Source organism: Paraniabella ginsengisoli (genome assembly GCF_022513635.1).
GTDB lineage: Bacteria > Bacteroidota > Bacteroidia > Chitinophagales > Chitinophagaceae > Niabella > Niabella ginsengisoli.
In genome coordinates this window covers 306,731-327,178 of record NZ_JAKWBL010000001.1, presented here as the reverse complement: position 1 = coordinate 327,178, position 20,448 = coordinate 306,731, and the positions used below count along the sequence as shown (strand labels likewise).

The following is a 20,448-nucleotide window of genomic DNA, read 5'->3' as shown; positions in this document are numbered from 1 at the left end:
TTAGTCAACCACCAAAAGACCCACTGTTACATTTACAAATCCGTCGCAAAAAGTATTTACAGCACATCTGTTTTCTAAAAGAATAGTTGTTGCATTTTGCAATGTAGCTGTAAGACCGGTATTATTACTTAAAGCGATTGTTTTTTGTAGATTCAAACTTTTACTAATGGTGCCTCTATAAACACCTAGGCCCGTTCTCGTCCATGTAATAGTAACATCCAGATTGTTTATTATAGGAATGCCAATTGGAGCGGCAGTGCCCGCCTGGCTCACCACTGATGCATATACACGGTTCGCATTACACATATATGTTGTAGTCGTAATCTCATTATTATCTAAAATAGAATTTCTATTTAAATCCATCCCATAATTGATACGGTTGCCACCGCCTGCGCAGTTAGCTCCAATAGGTTCAACCGCAACGCTCACCAGGCTATTATAGCCATTCGAACCGGAACCGCCTGCAGCATTACAGATATACTTCGAACTTTGAATTTCATTATTATCTAAAATATTATTCCCATTGTTGTCTAACCCACTATTGATTTTATGCCCCCTGAAGCGCAGTTCGCTCCCGCTGGTTCAGCAACCACTGAAATCAGCGATACTTTTCCCTCATCACCATTGCATATAAATTTTGTGCTTTGCACCTCAGTAGTTTCTAAAACATTATTCCCATTGGCATCCAAACCAGACATTACTTTATAGCCACCTTTTGAACAATTGGTTCCAGCATTTTCTGTAACAAAAGATATCAGCGAATTTTTCCCGTTGGAGCCATTTCCGCCGCCACCATTACACAGGTATTTAGTATTTTGAATCTCACTTGCATCAAGTGTTCCATTGCCATTCTGGTCAATTCCTGTTAACACCTTATAACCTCCGGCAGAGCAATTAGTTCCTGCAGGTTCATTTACAAAATCGATCAGGCTTATTTTCCCATCGGCACCATCAGTCCCGTCACCGGATTTTGAACAGCCAAAAAGAACAACACTTAATAGAATAAGAGAAATAGAGCAGCTTTGCATACTTATTTGGTTTAGGTATAAGAAAGTTAGTTTAGGTCGCGAAATTAAGTAAACAGATTAAGAATAAAACAGGTAGCCCGTTAAGTTTAAAATATGTTTTATAATTATACAATATTTTGATTTTGATCATGATGCACAGCATATCTGGGCAGTATTATCCATCCATCATAGGGATACATTATCGAAATCTGCTACCTTCGTAACACACAATAAATATTATTTATATGAGCCAGGTTTGGAAAGAATATCAGGAAAAAAATAAAGAGCGCTTTTTAAATGAGATGATGGATTTGCTGCGCATACCATCGGTTAGTGCTAAAAGCGAACATAAAGGCGATATGATAAAATGCGCGGAAGCAGTAAAGGCCTCTTTACTCGCCAGCGGATGTGATAAAGCAGAAGTAATGGAGACGGGCGGACACCCTGTTGTGTATGCTGAAAAGATAATAGATCCTGCAAAGCCAACTGTTCTTGTTTATGGCCATTATGATGTACAACCGGCTGAGCCTTTGGAACTTTGGCATACACCTCCTTTTGAACCTACCATAAAAGATGAAAAGGTATTTGCACGCGGAAGTGCTGATGATAAAGGCCAATTTTATATGCACGTAAAAGCGTTGGAAACAATGGTACAAACCAATACCATGTCAACCAATATCAAGTTCATTATTGAAGGAGAAGAAGAAGTAGGCTCGCCTAATTTGGGCAAATTTGTTGCGGCTAATAAAGAGTTATTAAAAGCAGATGTGATACTGATCAGCGATAGTTCTTTGTTAAGCATGGAAAATCCTTCGTTAGATACCGGCGTTCGCGGTTTAAGTTATATTGAAGTGGAAGTTACCGCATCAGCGCGTGACTTGCATAGCGGCACTTATGGCGGCGCAGTTGCAAATCCAATTGTTGTATTATCTAAAATGATTGCCAGTTGTCACGATGAAAACAATCATATTACTATTCCAGGATTTTATGATGATGTGCAAACATTTTCAGACGACGAAAGGGCATTGATCAATAAAGCACCATTTGATGAAACAGGTTACAAAGATGAAATTGGTATCAAAGAACTTTGGGGAGAAAAAGGTTACAGCACTTACGAGCGAACCGGCATCAGGCCAACGTTAGAGCTGAACGGAATTTGGGGCGGTTACACAGGCGAAGGTGCAAAAACAGTATTACCGGCAAAAGCAACAGCGAAAATTTCTGCGAGATTAGTTCCCAATCAAACAAGTGAAAAAATAACTGAACTGCTGTTAAATCATTTTAAAAAAATAGCTCCGTCCGGCGTTACTATAAATGCTTTTGAACATCATGGAGGCGAGCCTTACGGAACGCCTATTGACAGTAAAGGATACCAGGCAGCCAGTAAAGCTCTGGAAACTACTTTTGGCAAAACTCCTATTCCGGTAAAAGGTGGAGGCAGCATTCCGATCTGCCATACATTGGAAAGTGAATTGGGTACCAAAATTATCTTTATGGGATTTGGCCTAGATAATGATGGGTTACACAGCCCCAATGAAAAGTATAATATTGAGAACTATTATAAAGGGATAGAAACCATCCTTATTTCCATAAGTTTTTTGCAGAGTAGCGCGATGCCACGAATACGCGAATAATGGAGTTGAACAAAATTCATTCGAGTATTCGTGGCTAACTAAAAAAATTGCAATATTTGCTATGATGGAAAAAGAAAAACTTCGTCTTGACAAATACTTATGGTCGATTCGCTTGTTTAAAACACGACGATTGGCAACTGATGCTTGTAACGACAACCGTGTGAAGTATCAGGAAGAAAGCGCCAAGCCCGGCAAAAATGTGCACCTGGGAGATATTTACGACATAAGAGCCGAAGGAAGAAAATGGGTTATAAAAGTTACCGGCTTGCTACACACCCGCGTTAAGTATGAAGAAGCCATAAAATATTATGTTGATCTTACGCCGCCTGAAGAATTAGAAAAAACTAAAATACAGGCACCTTCATTTTACAGCGGCAAGCGTCTCAGTAAAATTGGCCGACCGACCAAAAAAGAACGCCGGAACCTGGATGATTTTATGGATGGCGAATAAACCGTAATTTTGAAATATGAAAATTTTGTTAGAAATACCAGACGATAAAGCACCAGCATTAATGGCAGTGCTGAGTGATATTTCTTACGTAAAAACTTCTGTTCTTCCCAAAAAGAAAACCGTTTATCTTTTATCTATTTACGATAAACCGGAAACTCAAAACCTTAGTGCCAAACAAATAAACGATTTGCTGCAACTGCTGTCATAATTCGTACATCGTAATTTAATGTCGTTAACTTAAACCGTCATCTCGTCCGCAGAGAGATATCCTTATTTCATAAAAGATGCTAACTATAGGAGATGCCTCCTTACGTCGGCATGACGCCCCGTTAAGTTAATGACATTGCATCGCAAATCGTACATTTTTACACCGTACATTTGCCATCATGCACATCGATATACTTACCGTAGTTCCCGAATTATTAACCAGCCCTTTCGAACATAGCATCATGAAACGTGCGCAGGACAAAGGATTACTGACCGTTCAGGTGCATCATTTGCGCAAATGGGCGGTGAATGAGTACGGACAAGTTGACGATTACCAATATGGCGGCGGTGCCGGAATGGTAATGATGTGCGAACCGCTCGCCAACGCTATTGAAGAACTTTCAAAAGAAAAGAATTACGATGAAATTATTTATCTCACGCCTGATGGTGAAAGGCTTAACCAACAAATTGCCAATACCCTTTCTTTAAAAGGAAACCTGTTAATGATCTGTGGTCATTATAAAGGTATTGATGAACGCATTCGCCAACAATATATAACCAAAGAAATTTCCATAGGCGACTATGTATTGAGCGGTGGAGAATTGGCTGCTGCAGTTTTGGTTGATGCTATTGGGCGCTTATTGCCTGGCGTTTTGAATGATGAAACCTCCGCTTTAACGGATTCCTTTCAGGATAATTTATTAGCGCCGCCTGTTTATACACGGCCTGTAGATTTTCGTGGCAATAAAGTACCCGACGTACTCATGAGTGGCAATCATAAAAAATAGAAGACTGGCGTTATGAACAATCGATACAACGCACTAAAGAAAGAAGGCCTGATTTGCTGGAATGATTTTTTGCCACGAATGCACGAATAAAAACCAATTTATTCGTAGCAAACTTCTTCATCTTCTGTACAACAAACAAAAGAACACCGACTGGGTTAGCTGAATTAATATTTATCCAACGAAGATTCATTCTTATACCAATTGCGCATTTGTTATAGACCAATCTCATTGGCCTAAACAACTGTAGTATCAGCATTATACGATGAATATTTGGTCTAAAATAAAAATCAATATCATATTATTTGTGCATTCGTGGCAAACCTCTCTTAAAAAATTTTCGGGCTTACTGTGTCATAATACAACACGTTTGCTTTTCAATCGAAGCTCTCCGAAATTAACAAGTAGCGCCAATTGATTATTTGAAACTTTAAGATAATTGAGACATTGAGCCGTGTGTTCATTGGCAAGTTGTGAACAACATTTTACTTCAAGTATAATTTTATCAAACACAATAAAGTCTGCATAAAATTTGTGGGGCAAAACAATCTCTTTGTAGCGAACTATATACTCTCTTTCCCTTTCGAAAGGGATAAGCCGCTTAGTAAATTCATATACTAAAGCATCTTTATATACTATTTCTGAAAAGCCGATTCCCAAATTATTGTGAACTTCCATGCAAGCACCAATAATTTCAAAGCTCTCTTCTTTAAATAGTACAGAATCAGTCATAGATTATTTGATGTAAGTAATTTAGCCACGAATTCACGAATAAGAATTAATCCTTTGCAGCATGCACTCTTTTCTTAAATCGATTATTCGTGAATTCGTGGCATAAATCTTTGCCTTAAACCAATCAATTCGTGCATTCGTGGCATAAAATTATATTTTCCCAACCATCTTAGCCGGAATCACCCACTCGTCAAATTCTTTCTCAGTAAGATATCCCAGTTTCACGGCCATTGCTTTCAACGTTGTGCCTTCTTTGTGCGCTTTCTGTGCTATTTCTGCCGCTTTGTAATAACCGATTTTTGTATTCAACGCCGTTACCAGCATCAGCGAATTATCAACATGCTTTTTAATATTACTTTCAATAGGAGCCAGTCCCACAGCGCATTTATCGTTAAAAGAAACACAGCCATCACCAATCAGGCGCGCGCTATGCAGAAAATTATAAATCATTACGGGTTTAAACACATTCAGTTCAAAATGCCCATTAGCACCGCCCACACTTATCGCCACATCATTACCCATTACTTGCGCCGCAATCATTGTTAGTGCTTCGCATTGCGTTGGATTCACTTTTCCCGGCATTATAGACGAACCCGGCTCATTATCCGGAATAAATAATTCACCTATTCCGCTGCGCGGCCCGCTCGAAAGCATACGAATATCATTGGCGATTTTCATCAAACTAACCGCCACGGTTTTCAATGCACCGTGCGCTTCTACAATGGCATCGTGCGCTGCCAATGCTTCAAACTTATTTTCTGCTGTTTTAAAAGGCAGTTTGGTAAGACGCGCAATTTCGGCTGCCACATTCTTATCATATCCATCGGGCGTGTTAATCCCAGTACCAACAGCCGTTCCGCCCAAAGCCAGCTCGCTCAAATGGGGTAATGTGTTTTTAATCGCTTTCAATCCATGATCCAGTTGTGATACATATCCGCTCAACTCCTGCCCCAATGTAAGCGGCGTGGCATCCATAAAGTGCGTACGTCCTATTTTCACCACTTTCATGTACTGCTTGCTTTTCTTCTTCAACGTATCGCGCAGTTTTTCAATGCCCGGAATCGTTACTTCCACTAATATTTTATAAGCCGCAATATGCATCGCCGTTGGAAAAGTATCGTTGCTGCTCTGGCTTTTATTCACATCATCGTTTGGATGTAAAAATTTTTCCTTGTCTGTCAACTTTCCGCCATTCAATACATGTCCGCGATACGCCACTACTTCATTCACGTTCATGTTGCTTTGCGTGCCGCTTCCCGTTTGCCACACCACCAATGGAAATTCATTATCCAATTTACCATCCAATATTTCATCACAAACTTTGCCAATCAACACACTTTTATTTTTGGCCAGCACTTTCGCTTTTTGATTCGTAATTGCCGCCGCTTTTTTCAGGTAAGCAAACGCCCGAATAATTTCTTTTGGCATTCTATTAATATCCTGCGCTATCTTAAAATTTTCAATCGAGCGCTGCGTTTGCGCACCATAAAAAGCATTGGCAGGTACGTTCACCTCGCCCATCGTGTCCTTTTCAATTCTGTATTCCATAATCGTTGTAAAATTTATTTGAGATGCTAACAAAGGTATTGTTTAGACCAATTCGCAGTAAAATATTTTTGTAGTCGACAGTAAACACATGGCATCTTTGTTGCGTCGCACATTTCAATTGTAGAATATATGGCATCCTATATATGCGCGTTTATCAGTAAATTCACATACTCTTTACCGTGAAATATTTCATCATTATATTATTGGTGCTCGCTGGCATTTCTTACTATGCTTGTTTCATAATTGGTGAAAGGAAATCTGATGCAACTGTCGCTGCGACAGATTCAGTCTTCGTCGACACATTGCCGCAAACCAGGGATTCACTTCAAAAAACAAAAAAAGATCTAGCTGCCTGGAACAAAAAAATCCCTTTGAATACAATTGTAGATTTTGCAGAAACATTACAAGGCATTCCTTATTTATATGCTTCCAGCGATCCTTCAAAAGGCTTCGATTGCTCCGGCTTTATTACATATGTCTTCAACCATTTTGGATTGGATGTTCCGCGATCTTCAGTGGAGTTCACCAACAAAGGCATTACAGTTCCTAAAGAAAAAGCAAAACGCGGCGACCTTATTTTATTTACCGGAACAGATTCAACTTCAACAATAGTGGGCCACATGGGCATCATTACTTCTAATACTGACAGTTTGCGATTTATACACTCAAGTTCAGGAAAAGCCAATGGCGTAACCATTACATCGCTGAATGAATACTATCTTTCAAGATTTGTAAAAGTAATTTCTGTAGAGACGGGGCTGTAGCGAGATTGAGCTTTAACCTTTCGCAACGCTATTGCAATAAAAGAATTGGTTTCTGCAACCATGTTTTAATAATACCTCCGGCTGAATCAACCATTCCTTCAACCTTGCTATAACTTTGCACGTTATAATAGTGAGTTATGGATACAAAAGAAAAAATAAACTGGAAAGTGAAAGGCATGGATTGCGCCACCTGTGCGCTTACCATTAATAAATATTTGACTAAAGAAGGCGGCAAAGACATTCGGGTCAACTTTGCTACAGGCGATGTGAGTTTTGAAAATAACGCCAACGCATCTATTGATAAAATTTCAAAAGGGCTTGCCGATCTGGGTTATACCGTGGTTGATGAACATCAATCAAGTCACGCGCACACCAACGAACAGGGAAAGGTAAAAGGCGCATTTATTAAAAACAATGCACAACGTTTTTGGTTCTGCCTTCCTTTTACATTAATACTTATGTTACACATGATACCCGCTATGCATCATAGTTGGATCATGCAACCTTACATACAGTTGGCATTATGCCTTCCAGTTTATATTGTGGGCATGTCTTTTTTGGTATAAGCGCCTGGAAAAGCATTCGCAATGGAATGCCGAATATGAATGTATTGATCGCCATTGGCGCAACTGCTGCATTTGTATATAGTTTGTATGGCATGTTAACCGGACAAAGCGAATACATATTTTTTGAAACTGCCGCAACTGTAATTACGTTGGTTTTCTTGGGAAATTTTATTGAAGAAAAAGCTGTTGATGCTACACAGGCACAATTAAAAAAACTGGCGCAAACGCAGGTGGTAATGGCCAACATGATTGCTTATGATAATGAACATAATGAAAATGTTTTTCCCGTTGAAAGCAGTGCATTACAAACTGGAGATTTAATTCTAATCAAAAGTGGCGAACAGGTTCCTACAGATTGTAAAATATTATGGGGCGATGTAAGCGTGAACGAAGCGGTTATTACCGGCGAAAGTGTTCCGGTAAACAAACAGGCTAAAGATAAATTGATTGGCGGCAGCATTGTTACAGACGGCACCGTTAAAGCACAGGTAACGGCGGTGGGTAAAGATACTGTGCTTTCGGGGATTATAAATATGGTGCAGGAAGCGCAAGGCGAAAAACCGCCGGTACAACAAATGGCTGATAAAATCAGTGCCATTTTTATTCCTATTGTATTGGGTATTGCTGCGCTTACGTTAATTATAAATTGGATTGTTTTAGACGATTTTACATCATCATTAATGCGCGCCATTGCGGTGTTGGTAATTGCCTGCCCCTGTGCAATGGGGTTGGCAACACCTGCTGCTATTGCCGTGGGTTTGGGGCGTGGCGCACGTAATGGCATCTTATTTAGAAACGCCACCAGCCTCGAAAATTTTAAAGATATTAAACAGATTGTTTTTGATAAAACGGGAACATTGACTACCGGGAATTTTTCAATTACAGATTACACCGTTTTAGATAATGGGATTGATGACACTACATTTAAATTGCTGGTGTATTCGTTGGAAAAATATTCCAATCACCCTATTGCCAAAGTATTTGCGAAAGAGTGGAAAGCCAAAGGAGATATTCGCTGGCAAAAGATTGAAGAAATCAAAGGCGAAGGCATGCGTGCTTTAGATAAAAGTGGCAATGAATATCGTGCAGGTTCTTATAAAATAGCGGATCATTTAACCAAAGATGACACACATAATATTTACATTGTTGAAAACAATAAGTTGATTGGCGTTATTGATGTTACTGATGAATTGAGACCGGAAGCAAAACAGGTGGTTAATTATTTTCATAGCAAAAACATTAAAACCGTTTTACTAAGCGGTGATAAAAAAGCTAAAGCAGATTTAATTGGAAAAACATTAGGTATTGATGAAGTGATTGCCGAAAAAACTCCGGAAGAAAAACTAAAAATTATTGCAGCAAAAAATGCACAAACACAAACAGCGATGGTGGGTGATGGTATCAATGATGCACCAGCATTGGCTAAAGCAACCATTGGTATTAGCATGAGCGATGCTTCGCAAATAGCGATGCAAACTGCGCAGGTTGTATTAATGAATCACGGATTGAAAAAACTGCCAACTGCTTTGGGCTTAGGCAAACACACTTATAAAACGATTAAAGAGAATTTGTTTTGGGCATTCTCTTATAATATCATTGCCATTCCTGTTGCTGCTTTAGGCTTTTTAACGCCATCTTTTGGAGCGTTGATTATGGCTTTCAGCGATGTGGTGCTGGCGGTAAATAGCAGCAGGTTGCTGGTGAAGAAAGTGGAGTGATAGAGGAGAAGATGACAGATGATAGTTGACTGGTTGAAAAATAGCAAGTAGTGAGTAGGCGAGCTTCATTGAGGATTGATTGTTGAATAGTGATTATTCAAATTTTCAATCTTATTAATACATTAATTCTATAAATCATAGTTCAGACAATTGGCGAAGAATATATAGGATGCCATATATTCTACAGTTGAAATGTGCGACGCAACGAAGATGCCACATATTCACTGATGATTCAAAAAGTATAATTCACGAAAACCCGGCGGCAGCGCGCTTCTTCGTCATCTTCTGAATAATCAATACAGAAATGATCAATAACAAAATGGGAATGATTAAAAAATAAAACGCATTAACACCACCAATACTGCCAAACAGCGTTCCTACAATTCTTGAGCCCAGTGTTCCGCCTAATGCAGAAAAAATAATAATGAGCCCTGACATCGGTGCATGAAGATTTTTAGGCAGATGGCTTAATACGGTGGAGTTGAGTAATGGATAAATTGGCGCAATAAATAACCCGATTAAAGGCAACATAAAACCAAGCATGGGCACTTCGGAAAAAGCGTTAAACTTTTCTAGTGTATTTGACGCTTCAAGCTTTGGAAGTACCGCGAGTAATAGCAAAATGGCTAAAACGGCGCAAACAATTACAATAATAGCCCATGATATTTTTTGGATAACCAACCTGCTATAAATCTGCCTACAGCTAATGATATTGCAAGTAGCGAAGCCATTTGTACGCTTAATGTTTCTGAAAATAAAAAAACTTTTTCGTTAAAGCGTGGCAGCCATGTCATAATACCTTGTTCGATCATTACAAAGAAAAAAGCAGAGCCGATGAATACCAGGACTAAAGGAATAACTAAAAGGCTAAGTGAATTCTTTATGTCGTCTTTCCAATCAGCCCCTGCCGTTTGCACCGGTATTTGAACATTAGAAAAAATGAGAAACAAAAAAGACAACGCTATAAGGCCGCACAATACTAAATAAACCTCAAGCCATGCGTTCACATCAGTTTCTGAATAAAATGCAGGAAATAAAAAATAAGCAGTTGCGATGCCAACCATAAAAACTCCTTCGATAGAACTCATTAAAGACGAGTGCTGGCGCGGCGTATCAGTAACAACTCCTACAAGACTGTAAACAGACAATTTTATTAATGCAAAACTGACACCTACCGACAAGAACATCATTTTTGCCGCCCAAAAACTATTGGCAAAGTGCATACCCAAACAACCTACAAATACGATTACGAGCGCGATGAGCATGCCATTTTTATAACCCAACCTGGGTAAAAAAGATGCTATAAAAAAGATACAATTGCAATAGGCAAATCTTTAAAAGCCTCTAAAGCGGACGCGGCTTTTTCATTCACGCCATACACATTAATAGACTTTGCTATTACAATGCCTACGCTATTCAGCAATATGGCAAATACAAAATAATTGATGTAAAGAAAGAATTTTATTTTCCAGTTATGTAGCATATTACAAAAATGCAAAAAAGGCCACTTAGTTAATGGCCTTCTTTAAGCTATGATTAAGAAATCTTATTTAGTATATCCAGGGTTTTGTGTAAGGTTAGGATTTACTGCAATTTGCTGACTTGGTATTGGATAAACCAATGTTTTAGGATCAGGATCAGCGGCTTTCTCCTGCCATGCTTCCAAGAACTTACCAAACCGGATCAGATCCTGCCTTCTCCAACCTTCCCAATACAATTCACGCGCACGTTCATCTAACAGATTATCAAGTGTAAGCGACCCAAATGCAGCTACCCCACGCTTAGTTCTAATGCTATTTACAAAACCTAAAGCTTCGGCAGCAGTACCACCTGTTCCACCACGCAAAATTGCTTCTGCCTGCATCAGTAAAACATCAGAATAACGATACACCACCCAATCATTATTTCTTTGACCGGTTACTGAATAGTCGAACGCATATTTCATAGGCCGTATACCTGCCGTTTCAAGCGTTGCCCCTGATGTACGTATGGTTACTTCTCTTGTAAATACCAAAGGTGCATTAGCAGGGTTTCTTGCATTTAACGGCTGATTGGTAGACCAGTTGTATTGTTGGCCGGCGAAGAAACCTACATTCTGCCTATCATAGTCTTTACTTCTGTTTGACGTTGTATCAGCTGGATAATCATAATATATTCCCCTTCTTTCATCTATTGCCTGAAATTTATCATAGTAATCAGACAAGGTGCACCAGCCGTTCCACCCACCTGGATTTAAATTATAGTGAGCGATGGTATTCCAAGTTCTATCTACATTACCTCCTCTTTCACCATTTTTATTAAACAGTGTATAAATGTTTTCTGTAGACTTCACATCATTGTCGGGTGCAAAATTATCGAAGTACTTGCCGGCTGCGGATACTGTATAAAAGCCTGATCCAGTAATTTCTTTTGCCAGCGTAATTACCTGGTTCATATCAGCGACGTCAAATGTTGGAGCCTGTCTGTTTAGAAACACGCCTTTGTTTAAATATATCTTCATCAATAAAACCTTTGCAGCATTTTTGTTAGCTACATAAGCCGATTTAGTATTGCTGTTGGGAAGCGCACCTATGATTTCATTCAATTCTTTAATCATATAATCCATAGCAGCTTGTGGCTGCAATACTTCGGGAGGAATTCTAAAATCCTCTAAGGACTCGCCTTCTCTTATTGGTACTACACCATACAAATCAAGCATATCAAACATAGCTATGGCACGGATAAATCTCGCTTCAGCTGCCTGCTGTGCACTTGGATTAAAACGTAATACGTTAGTTGCATTATAGATTGCCGTACCCAGACTTACGAAGGTATTATTCATGTAACCGTTATCTGGATTCCAGGTATGTAAATGTATAGCACGGTGCATACCGTTATCATCCCAGTCGCCGCCACGGGTAGGAGCCATTGCTGCATCTGTTGAGATCTCCTGCAGTACCCATCTTTGTTCCTGTTGATAAGGCGTGTTTAAAGATGTGTATGCAGTTACCAGCAAACCGGTTGCCTCAACATTCGATCCTTCTTCTAATTCACTTCTAAATTCTTCATTAAGCTTGGTACAGGATGGCAATATTGTAACGAATGCCCCCAATATTAAAGGTATATATAGTATATTTTTTGATTTCATCTGTTTGTGTTTTAATTATTATTAATAGCCAGATGGTTGTTTACAGCGAAAAATTAACTCCAAGTAAAACCGTTCTCGCAGGCGGATAAGGAAGGTATTCAATACCCAAAGAAGGTATGCCGTTTGTCGCTCCATCTGTATTAACTTCCGGATCGAACCCTGTGTACTTCGTAATAATAAATAAATTTTGTCCCGTAAGCGATACATTGAAGTTTTTCAATGTCTTTCCAATATCACCTACATTATAACTCAATGTAAGATTGGCCATTTTCAGGTAATTACCTTTTTCCAAATACCGTGTAGAAGGTGATGCAGAATTTGATGTAGATTCTTTAACACGAGTATCAAAAAAAGCGGAGCCAATATTTCTTAAAGGAAGGTTGCTTATTCCCAAGCTAGTGGCTGCTGTATTATTGAACAGGTAATGGCCCATCGCTCCATTCATGTTAGCTCCTAAAGTGATTTTTTTATAGCGTACATTAGTTGAAACTCCGAGTAGCGTAGTTGGATTAGGGCTGCCTGAATATACTTTGTTAATGGCTGGATCATTAGTATTAGCGTCAGCAATGCTACCGTCCAAGCCTCGATACAAACTGAGTCCTGATTGAGGATCAATGCCTTCGTATTGGGCAAGATACCAAACATTCAGCGGCTGGCCGTTCACCATTCTTTGTCCTAATACACCGGAAAAGCCTTGTCCACGTAAGGCTCCCGTTTCATAATAACCAATCAGCCCACTTACACTATTTTTAAGAAACGTGGCATTACCTGTGAGATCCCAATTCCATTCTTCACCTCTAATAATATTGCCAGTTAGCGAAATTTCAACTCCTTTATTAACTATTTCCCCATCCAGGTTTACCCATATGCGCCCTGCTGGTGCAGGCTGTGCAAGGGTTTGCTCAAACAAAGCATCGGTTGTAGTTTTATTAAAATAATCTATCGAACCATAAATTCTATTCTTCAAGATCGCAAAATCAATCCCTGCATTAAATGTGGTAGAAGTTTCCCATTTCAAATCAGGGTTACCATAGTTTGCCTGACTGATACTTTGTGTACCAAAAACCAGCCTGTCCAAAGAAGCTCCGGAAGGAAATTCCTGGTTACCTGTTCTACCCCAACCAACTCTTACTTTTAATTGATCAATGTTTGTGTTACCTTTTAAGAAATTCTCCTCGGCCACATTCCATGCAACAGCTAATGATGGGAAAATAGCATACTTGTTATTTACACCAAATTTAGTAGAGCCATCCCTTCTTACGGTAGCAGTAAGTAAATAACGATCCAGATAATTGAAACCACCACGCAGAAACAGCGACTGTAATTGATTTGTAGGACTTCTGTATGAAGCGATTTCACGGGTAGACACAGGTGAATACTGCAGATAATCAAAGTAATCCAGACCTAAGTATTGAAACCCACCAGCAAAGGCGATGTTGTTGTTGAAACTATAATCTAAATATTCATAACCCGCAACAGCATTGATGCTCCAATCTTCAGACACATCTTTATTATACGAAAGTGTATGCGTCATTTGCTGATTCGTTTCGCCGGTATTTGAAATAAACGCCTGCTCATTGCTTACAGCTGAGGGGTCAATGATACCAGCTCTGTACATTCCCTCCCTGTTGCCGGTTTGCCGCATTACACTGTATGTAAAACGATATTCCAGATCGTCTGTAAATTTGTAGTATGGAGATAGATTTGCTACTAGTGTGTTAGTTACAGCTCTATCTTTAAAAGCTTCAGCACTCGCCAAAGGATTACGGGTATTCGTATTAATAAAAGTCAACTCACCGTTTTCATCTCTAAGCGGACGGGTAGGATTCCATTGCAAAGCCTGAGAAATAATATTTCCCTGAGCGCCTACACCTACGTTGATTGGAGCATATTGGTTGTTCAACTGTGTAAAGAACAAAGAGAAATCAAGTCCAAGTCTTTTATTTTCGAGGAACTTATAATTACCCGTAAAGTTCGTGGTGTATTTTTTTAACTGAGAGCCGATAATAATTCCCTGCTGATTCAGATAACCACCTGAAAGACGATACTTTCCATTAGCACTTCCGCCTGATACATCGGCATAATAGTTTTGCGTTACCGCGCTCCTCGTAATTTCCTTAAATGCATCCACGTTACTTCCGAAGTCCGCATTAGCGGCTTCTTCTGGCGTGTAATAAGCTAATGCCTCGCGAAAGCCTGCCGCATCTAATACCTTGGGTTTCTCCCGCATGTTTGATATACCTGAAGAAGCACCTACCGAAAGTACAGGATCACCAATTTTTCCTTTTTTCGTTGTAATAATAACCACACCATTAGCACCTCTTGATCCGTAAATAGCAGTAGCGGATGCATCTTTAAGGATATCCATGCTGGCTATATCGCTCGGATTTAAATAGCTTAACGGATTACCCCGGTCGGAGGAAAAATCGCCGCGGCCCTCCGGTAATGGAGAGTTTCCTGCCATAGGCACACCATCTAATACAAAGAGTGGGTTATTGCTGGCGCGAATAGAAGAGTTACCGCGTATGCGTACGGTTGTTGCCCCGCCTTGGTTGCCCGGTGTTGTTGATGATCATGATACCCGGCGTTTTACCTTGTATCAATTGATCGGGGTTAGTAACAATACCTTTATTAAAGTTTTTTTCGTTTATAGTTACCACCGCTCCGGTCACATCTTTCCTTTTTGCAGTACCGTAACCAATTACTACTACCTCTTCAATATTTTGTATTTCCGGCGTTAGTTGAATATCAACCGTTGTTACATTGCCTGAAGTAACGGTTGCGGATTTTGTAGCAGTTGCGTAACCAACAAAAGTCACTGACAGATTATAATCTCCACTTTCCACGTTAGTAAAAGTAAACTGCCCGTCGGCACCTGTTGAGGATTGTACATTTTTTCAAGCAGTGTAATGGTAGCTCCCGGAAGTGCTTCGCCTTTGTCGTTGGTAATTTTACCATTTATACCTCCGGCTTGCCCATAACTGTAATCAAAAGCAAAAAGGAACTGCAAAAGCAACATAGCTCCCGCCAGTTTTGTTCCCCGCTTCATGAAGAAAGAGCGTCTTTCCATAATCGTTGAGTTTAAGGTTTTAAGAAAAAAAGATTCATTCGCAAACATTTATAATTAATAAAAATTTCAGTTTTATTTATGATAAAGCAAAATCGGATTATAAGGAATGCTTCATCTTTAAATACACACCATTAGTCCAACCAAACCCGTCCTGATTGGGATACTCGCCACCCGTATCATTATCGCTAGCTGTCATTACAACCGGATACTTCTCCATTAAATGTCCGGTCAACCTATATTTATGCTCGATATTTTGCATCCAACTTTTTCTGATATTTTCAGACAACTCATTATTTCCATAGTTCAACGCAGCCGCGTAACCAATCCATTGTAAAGGAGCCCAGCCTTTAACTGCATCCCATTGCTGTTTCGTTTTTACGTTAGTTGTAAGCAGCCCACCTTCCTTCAACATATTTTTCTTAACAAAAGAAAGAACCGCGGCAGCTCTTTCATTTGAACTAATACCTATATATAAAGGAAAAAGCATGGCAAGAGTAAAAGAACTGGTTGCATGCTTATTTTTGAAATCATAATCCTTGTAAACGTGGCTATCCTCGTCCCACAAATAGTTTTCAATAGCGGCAGTACGTTGAGCAACGAGTTGCTCATACTTTTTCTGCATAGAAATATTACCAGAAAGTGAGAAGGCGGCAAGTATTGTTTTCTCCATATGTAAAAGCATGCAGTTCAAATCTACCGGAACAATCTCAGTTGTACAAATACTATGCAAATTTTTTCCATCGCTAAGCCATCGGCTCGAAAAATCCCAACCCGATTCACAAGCTGCTCTAATATTTCTATACAACTCTTTATTATCTGGTGCCTGCATTTTAACAGCAACATCCAACGCATAACCTTCAGGCCTCGGCGTATTTTCAGTATCCCAATAGCGATTTAATAGTGACCCGTTTTCCATCCTCACTACCCGAAGGCAACAATTATTCTCTTCATCTAATGTTTCACTTCCTTTCATCCAGAACTCATGCTCCTTTTGTAAAGTGGGCAAATATTTTATCAGAATTTCAGGCCCTTTAATTTCTTCCAGAAGCCTTACCATTGCTGAGTAAAACGGAATTTGAGAACGTGTAAGATAATAAGTTCGGTTAGCGTTAGGAATAAACCCAATAGTATTGATCAGGTAAGTAAAATTGTCGATCATTCCTTCTACCAAATCCACTCTGTCACTTTCAACAAGTCCCAGCATTGTAAAATAACTATCCCAATAATATTGTTCTTCAAACCTTCCTCCAGGTGTTACATAAGAATGGGGCAATCCTATCAATGATCCATTATCTTTCGTATTGGTTCTGGTAAGTTTATCCCAAAGACCGAAAATATGATCGTCAATTGATTTTTTCGGCTTCTGGTTATGCTCAGTAAGTTGGCCTGGTAACATAAAATTGTTGCGAACGAATTGCAGCAGGCTGAAACCTTCCTGCTCTTTTTGGTGTGCATATTTTGCGGCGATATAGGGCAACGAGTATAAGGGAACCGCATCTGCAAATGTTTTTTGATCATCAAAAACATGTTGCGCCTGTACATCGGCAAACAGGGTTCCAGCATTAGAAGATGTATCTATAGCAATCATATCGTTTTCGTTAACCGGCAATCATTAAATCGAATATTTATTGTGTTGACACCCAACTACAAAAACTCTTCAAAAGCGACCGTTTTATCTTATTTCAAAGATCAACAACTCGCAAACGAGTAAATACAACGCTATACATTTTTTATTGAACTATATTAACCTTTTTTTATTTAATTTTAATACAGCTACAAATCGCGCGTGAGGATTTTTAAAAACTCCCCGACTATTTAAAATATTGAAAATATCTGATGAAAATAGAGTATGAAATTGTACGATCAGACCCCGGTAGCTCGTTTCGGCTACTCCATCACAAAATGGTGAAGAGTTCTGATTTTATCTGGCAATATCATTATCATCCGGAATTTGAACTTGTATATGTTCCCAGAGGAAGCGGCACACGCCATGTTGGTAATCATTTGAGCACCTATCATCAAGGAGATCTGGTACTTATAGGAAGCAACCTGCCTCATTCAGGATTTGGCCTCAACTCAACCGATCTCCATGAGGAAGTAGTGCTGCAAATAACTCCTGAAGTTTTTTCATTTGATTTTCCTGAAATGACCGCTATTGAACCTTTGCTTGAGCTTTCTAAATACGGCCTTGCATTTTCTCCCAGAATACAGGATCAGGTAGGAAAAAAATGTTGAAAATGATAGAACAATCCCCTTTCAAAAGATTGTTAACCTTGTTTGATATATTTGAAATGCTCGCTCAAACAAAAGATTACAATATTCTTAATAATGGCATTGTTCCATCTGCACTTTTATCAAAATACAAAACCAGGCTTCAAAAATATTTACTTATGTAGGTAATGAATATCAAAATGAAATTCATATCCAGAATGCAGCAACACTCGTTGGCTTATCTGTACCGTCTTTCTGCAATTTTTTAAAAAAGCAACCAACATTACTTTTTCGGAGTTTGTAAACAGGTACCGTATTCACAAGGCAGCTGCCCTGTTACATCAGGACAAAAGTATTTCAGAAGTATGTTTTGAATGTGGCTTTAATAATGTAACGTATTTCAACAAGATCTTTAAACAAGTGATGCATGAAACACCTTCGAAGCTGAAGAGAAATTTACTTGTAGGTTCTCATCTTGTATAAAAGCTTTTTGTTTTGACCATCTTGATCAGTTCGCTAGATTAAATGCAATTAATGTATTTTAGGGTCGGCATAATATGCCTTTTATGAGTACAATTGCGCAGCAAACCCTTAAGGAGTATTTTGGTTTTGACAACTTCCGGCCAACGCAACAGGAAATTGTTGAAGCAGCACTGCAGGGAAATGACGTGCTGGCACTAATGCCTACAGGTGGTGGAAAGTCGCTCTGCTACCAGGTTCCGGCACTAATAAAGGATGGATTATGCCTTGTTATTTCCCCGCTTATTGCATTAATGAACGATCAGGTTCAGAATCTTCGCCGAAAAAATATCACGGCATTCAGTATACATACCGGCATGCAACGCCGTGATGTAATAAGCATTTTAGAAACAGCAGCGCATAGCAACTGTAAATTTTTATACGTATCGCCAGAACGCCTGGAAACGGCCTTGTTCAAAGAATATCTTCCTGGTTTGGGTGTAAACTTAATCGCGGTTGATGAGGCGCATTGTATATCGCAATGGGGTTACGATTTCAGGCCACCTTATCTACGCATTGCTAAATTACGCGAAGAACTACCCGGCGTGCCAGTTATTGCATTAACTGCTTCGGCAACACCATTAGTACAACAAGATATCTGCGAAAAATTATCTGCCGAAGGCGAAAACAAATTCAGAATATTCCGGCAGTCTTTCGAAAGGCCTAATCTTTCGTACAGTGTTTTTAAAGTAGAATCGCGCATCAACAAAATTATTTCGGTACTCAAAAGTGTACAGGGCTCAGCTATTGTTTATTGCAAAACAAGAAAGCGCTCGAAGGAAATAAGCGAACTCTTAAATGCGAAGAACATCATTGCTGATTTTTACAATGCCGGGCTGTCAATAGAAGAGAGATCGAAGAAGCAGGAACGTTGGATTCAAAACCAAACCAGGGTAATGGTTTGCACAAATGCTTTTGGAATGGGCATCGACAAACCTGATGTTCGCATAGTTATTCATGCAGATGTTCCGGATTGTTTGGAAAATTATTACCAGGAAGCTGGCCGCGCGGGGCGCGATAATAAAAATGCTTATGCCGTTCTTTTGTATAACGATGCAGAACTTGATGATTTAAAAACTTTGCCTGATGTTCGCTATCCAGACATCACTACTATTAGAAACGTTTATCGTAATGTGGTACATTATCTTCAGCTACCGGAAGGCGAGTCGCCAGGTGATAGTTATGATTTTAACCTGAAAGATTTTATAAAGAAATTTGGCCAGAATGTGCAAACTACGATCTACGGTTTAAAGGCATTGGAACAAGATGGCTGGCTAAGTTTTAATGAACAGGTATTTAGCCCGGCAACAGTTCGTTTCACTATATATAAAGAAGATCTGTACGAGTATGAAAAGAACTTTGCAGATTATGAGCCGCTGATCAAAACTTTATTAAGAACTTATGAAGGCATATATGATTATCCCGTATATATTTCGGAAGCGTTTTTAGCACATCTTTTAAAATATGATATTGCGGTAGTAAAAGAACAGCTTAGAAAACTGCATGTTGACAGGGTTGTTGTATATGAACCACAGAAGGATGAACCCCAGGTAATGCTGACCAGAACCCGTATTAAAACTGCCTTGCTGCAAATAGACAACGAGCAACATAACAAACGAAAATTAAATTTTTCGGAAAGGATCGATAAAATAGTTGAATACATAAAGGAGCAAATAACTTGTAGAAGTAAGTTGATCGGAAATTATTTTGGAGATTCAAAAATGACCGATTGCGGTATTTGTGATAATTGTTTGCGTAAAAGAAAGGCATCTCTTTCTCAGCAAAGTTTTGATTTGATAAGCAATCTTTTAAAAGAACATCTTCAAACACCGATGACAACAGAAGCTATTTTTTCAGTTTTGAAAGGGCATCATAAAGATTATATTTTAACTGTAATCAATTATTGGATAGATGAGAACGCTATAGTGATTGAAAGAGACGGAACACTTGTGTACAAAACAAAATAAGCCTGCCCATATTTTATAAATCAACATTTTTATTCTTCAATTTTTTAGTAAAAACGCCCTGTTTTCCTTATATTTAACGAAATCGGAAAACAAACCTGTTATACATGCTTTTAACGGTCCTCGCTGGTTTCATTGTTGCTAT

Annotated in this window: 23 protein-coding genes; 11 read left to right on the top strand and 12 right to left on the bottom strand. The window is 39.1% G+C overall.

Annotation, left to right across the window (positions count from 1 at the left end):
• Together MKP09_RS01830 and MKP09_RS01825 are read right to left on the bottom strand one after the other, a co-directional pair.
• Entirely contained in the window at positions 1-429 is a 429-nt protein-coding gene (locus MKP09_RS01830; RefSeq protein ID WP_240826169.1) for a DUF7151 family protein, read from the bottom strand.
• Positions 430-530: 101 nt separating this feature from the next.
• On the bottom strand, positions 531-1,028 hold the full coding sequence (locus MKP09_RS01825; RefSeq protein ID WP_240826168.1) for a DUF7151 family protein: 498 nt from the start codon (positions 1,026-1,028) through the stop codon (positions 531-533).
• Between the two features lie 224 nt (positions 1,029-1,252).
• Between MKP09_RS01825 and MKP09_RS01820 the strand changes: the two genes are divergently transcribed.
• From MKP09_RS01820 to trmD, 4 genes are all read left to right on the top strand, one after another.
• Entirely contained in the window at positions 1,253-2,641 is a 1,389-nt protein-coding gene (locus MKP09_RS01820; protein WP_240826167.1) for a dipeptidase, read from the top strand.
• A 61-nt stretch (positions 2,642-2,702) separates the two neighbouring features.
• Positions 2,703-3,092 (top strand): RNA-binding S4 domain-containing protein, encoded by a 390-nt coding sequence (locus MKP09_RS01815; protein WP_240826166.1) that lies wholly within the window; start codon positions 2,703-2,705, stop codon positions 3,090-3,092.
• Positions 3,093-3,108: 16 nt separating this feature from the next.
• A complete protein-coding gene (locus MKP09_RS01810; protein WP_240826165.1) occupies positions 3,109-3,300 on the top strand; it encodes a hypothetical protein in 192 nt (63 codons plus the stop codon).
• Positions 3,301-3,478: 178 nt separating this feature from the next.
• The gene (gene trmD, locus MKP09_RS01805) at positions 3,479-4,087 is read left to right on the top strand and encodes a tRNA (guanosine(37)-N1)-methyltransferase TrmD (RefSeq protein ID WP_240826164.1); all 609 of its coding nucleotides are present in this window, start codon (positions 3,479-3,481) and stop codon (positions 4,085-4,087) included.
• A 351-nt stretch (positions 4,088-4,438) separates the two neighbouring features.
• Here trmD and MKP09_RS01800 read toward each other — a convergent pair whose 3' ends face one another.
• A complete protein-coding gene (locus tag MKP09_RS01800; RefSeq protein WP_240826163.1) occupies positions 4,439-4,816 on the bottom strand; it encodes a GxxExxY protein in 378 nt (125 codons plus the stop codon).
• Between the two features lie 150 nt (positions 4,817-4,966).
• Positions 4,967-6,364 carry a class II fumarate hydratase gene (gene fumC, locus MKP09_RS01795; RefSeq protein ID WP_240826162.1) on the bottom strand — a complete coding sequence of 466 codons (1,398 nt, stop codon included), beginning with the start codon at positions 6,362-6,364 and terminating at the stop codon, positions 4,967-4,969.
• A gap of 371 nt (positions 6,365-6,735) precedes the next feature.
• On the opposite strand from fumC, the gene MKP09_RS01790 reads away from it, so the two are divergent.
• The 3 genes from MKP09_RS01790 to MKP09_RS01780 all read left to right on the top strand — a co-directional run bounded on the left by MKP09_RS01790 (position 6,736) and on the right by MKP09_RS01780 (position 9,412).
• Positions 6,736-7,128, top strand: coding sequence for a C40 family peptidase (locus MKP09_RS01790; RefSeq protein ID WP_240826161.1), 393 nt, complete (start codon positions 6,736-6,738; stop codon positions 7,126-7,128).
• Between the two features lie 137 nt (positions 7,129-7,265).
• Positions 7,266-7,694: a cation transporter gene (locus MKP09_RS01785; protein ID WP_240826160.1), complete on the top strand. Its 429-nt coding sequence runs from the start codon at positions 7,266-7,268 to the stop codon at positions 7,692-7,694.
• Positions 7,652-9,412 (top strand): heavy metal translocating P-type ATPase, encoded by a 1,761-nt coding sequence (locus MKP09_RS01780; RefSeq protein ID WP_240826159.1) that lies wholly within the window; start codon positions 7,652-7,654, stop codon positions 9,410-9,412. Before MKP09_RS01785 ends, MKP09_RS01780 begins: the two co-directional genes overlap by 43 nt.
• A 246-nt stretch (positions 9,413-9,658) precedes the next feature.
• On the opposite strand, the gene MKP09_RS01775 is transcribed toward MKP09_RS01780, so the two are convergent.
• From MKP09_RS01775 to treF, 8 genes are all read right to left on the bottom strand, one after another.
• Entirely contained in the window at positions 9,659-10,033 is a 375-nt protein-coding gene (locus tag MKP09_RS01775) for a hypothetical protein (protein WP_240826158.1), read from the bottom strand.
• A gap of 23 nt (positions 10,034-10,056) precedes the next feature.
• A complete protein-coding gene (locus MKP09_RS01770) occupies positions 10,057-10,677 on the bottom strand; it encodes an MFS transporter (protein WP_240826157.1) in 621 nt (206 codons plus the stop codon).
• A 35-nt stretch (positions 10,678-10,712) separates the two neighbouring features.
• Positions 10,713-10,895, bottom strand: coding sequence for a hypothetical protein (locus MKP09_RS01765; protein WP_240826156.1), 183 nt, complete (start codon positions 10,893-10,895; stop codon positions 10,713-10,715).
• 63 nt (positions 10,896-10,958) lie between these two features.
• Complete coding sequence (locus MKP09_RS01760) at positions 10,959-12,539, bottom strand: RagB/SusD family nutrient uptake outer membrane protein (RefSeq protein ID WP_240826155.1); 1,581 nt, start codon at positions 12,537-12,539, stop codon at positions 10,959-10,961.
• Positions 12,540-12,579: 40 nt separating this feature from the next.
• Positions 12,580-15,048 (bottom strand): SusC/RagA family TonB-linked outer membrane protein, encoded by a 2,469-nt coding sequence (locus tag MKP09_RS01755; RefSeq protein ID WP_240829071.1) that lies wholly within the window; start codon positions 15,046-15,048, stop codon positions 12,580-12,582.
• 7 nt (positions 15,049-15,055) lie between these two features.
• Positions 15,056-15,385, bottom strand: coding sequence for a carboxypeptidase-like regulatory domain-containing protein (locus MKP09_RS01750; protein ID WP_240826154.1), 330 nt, complete (start codon positions 15,383-15,385; stop codon positions 15,056-15,058).
• Positions 15,355-15,609: a hypothetical protein gene (locus MKP09_RS01745; RefSeq protein WP_240826153.1), complete on the bottom strand. Its 255-nt coding sequence runs from the start codon at positions 15,607-15,609 to the stop codon at positions 15,355-15,357. Before MKP09_RS01745 ends, MKP09_RS01750 begins: the two co-directional genes overlap by 31 nt.
• Positions 15,610-15,706: 97 nt before the next feature.
• Entirely contained in the window at positions 15,707-17,197 is a 1,491-nt protein-coding gene (gene treF, locus MKP09_RS01740; RefSeq protein WP_240826152.1) for an alpha,alpha-trehalase TreF, read from the bottom strand.
• A 248-nt stretch (positions 17,198-17,445) separates the two neighbouring features.
• Here treF and MKP09_RS01735 point away from each other — a divergent pair, with 248 nt between their 5' ends.
• From MKP09_RS01735 to MKP09_RS01725, 4 genes are all read left to right on the top strand, one after another.
• Entirely contained in the window at positions 17,446-17,844 is a 399-nt protein-coding gene (locus MKP09_RS01735; RefSeq protein ID WP_240826151.1) for a cupin domain-containing protein, read from the top strand.
• Between the two features lie 2 nt (positions 17,845-17,846).
• Complete coding sequence (locus MKP09_RS01730) at positions 17,847-18,005, top strand: hypothetical protein (RefSeq protein ID WP_240826150.1); 159 nt, start codon at positions 17,847-17,849, stop codon at positions 18,003-18,005.
• 55 nt (positions 18,006-18,060) lie between these two features.
• On the top strand, positions 18,061-18,303 hold the full coding sequence (locus tag MKP09_RS27770; RefSeq protein WP_394801022.1) for a helix-turn-helix transcriptional regulator: 243 nt from the start codon (positions 18,061-18,063) through the stop codon (positions 18,301-18,303).
• An 83-nt stretch (positions 18,304-18,386) separates the two neighbouring features.
• Positions 18,387-20,306 (top strand): RecQ family ATP-dependent DNA helicase, encoded by a 1,920-nt coding sequence (locus tag MKP09_RS01725; RefSeq protein ID WP_240826149.1) that lies wholly within the window; start codon positions 18,387-18,389, stop codon positions 20,304-20,306.
• The last annotated feature ends 142 nt before the right edge of the window (positions 20,307-20,448 follow it).

Excerpts from the sequence above, each read along its gene's own strand:
- MKP09_RS01825 (WP_240826168.1), bottom strand. The coding sequence starts at position 1,028 with ATGCAAAGCTGCTCTATTTCTCTTATTCTATTAAGTGTTGTTCTTTTT.
- MKP09_RS01820 (WP_240826167.1), top strand. The coding sequence starts at position 1,253 with ATGAGCCAGGTTTGGAAAGAATATCAGGAAAAAAATAAAGAGCGCTTT.
- MKP09_RS01815 (WP_240826166.1), top strand. The coding sequence starts at position 2,703 with ATGATGGAAAAAGAAAAACTTCGTCTTGACAAATACTTATGGTCGATT.
- MKP09_RS01810 (WP_240826165.1), top strand. The coding sequence starts at position 3,109 with ATGAAAATTTTGTTAGAAATACCAGACGATAAAGCACCAGCATTAATG.
- trmD (WP_240826164.1), top strand. The coding sequence starts at position 3,479 with ATGCACATCGATATACTTACCGTAGTTCCCGAATTATTAACCAGCCCT.
- MKP09_RS01800 (WP_240826163.1), bottom strand. The coding sequence starts at position 4,816 with ATGACTGATTCTGTACTATTTAAAGAAGAGAGCTTTGAAATTATTGGT.
- fumC (WP_240826162.1), bottom strand. The coding sequence starts at position 6,364 with ATGGAATACAGAATTGAAAAGGACACGATGGGCGAGGTGAACGTACCT.
- MKP09_RS01785 (WP_240826160.1), top strand. The coding sequence starts at position 7,266 with ATGGATACAAAAGAAAAAATAAACTGGAAAGTGAAAGGCATGGATTGC.
- MKP09_RS01780 (WP_240826159.1), top strand. The coding sequence starts at position 7,652 with ATGCCTTCCAGTTTATATTGTGGGCATGTCTTTTTTGGTATAAGCGCC.
- MKP09_RS01770 (WP_240826157.1), bottom strand. The coding sequence starts at position 10,677 with ATGCTCATCGCGCTCGTAATCGTATTTGTAGGTTGTTTGGGTATGCAC.
- MKP09_RS01765 (WP_240826156.1), bottom strand. The coding sequence starts at position 10,895 with ATGCTACATAACTGGAAAATAAAATTCTTTCTTTACATCAATTATTTT.
- MKP09_RS01760 (WP_240826155.1), bottom strand. The coding sequence starts at position 12,539 with ATGAAATCAAAAAATATACTATATATACCTTTAATATTGGGGGCATTC.
- MKP09_RS01745 (WP_240826153.1), bottom strand. The coding sequence starts at position 15,609 with ATGGAAAGACGCTCTTTCTTCATGAAGCGGGGAACAAAACTGGCGGGA.
- treF (WP_240826152.1), bottom strand. The coding sequence starts at position 17,197 with ATGATTGCTATAGATACATCTTCTAATGCTGGAACCCTGTTTGCCGAT.
- MKP09_RS01735 (WP_240826151.1), top strand. The coding sequence starts at position 17,446 with ATGAAAATAGAGTATGAAATTGTACGATCAGACCCCGGTAGCTCGTTT.
- MKP09_RS01730 (WP_240826150.1), top strand. The coding sequence starts at position 17,847 with ATGATAGAACAATCCCCTTTCAAAAGATTGTTAACCTTGTTTGATATA.
- MKP09_RS01725 (WP_240826149.1), top strand. The coding sequence starts at position 18,387 with ATGAGTACAATTGCGCAGCAAACCCTTAAGGAGTATTTTGGTTTTGAC.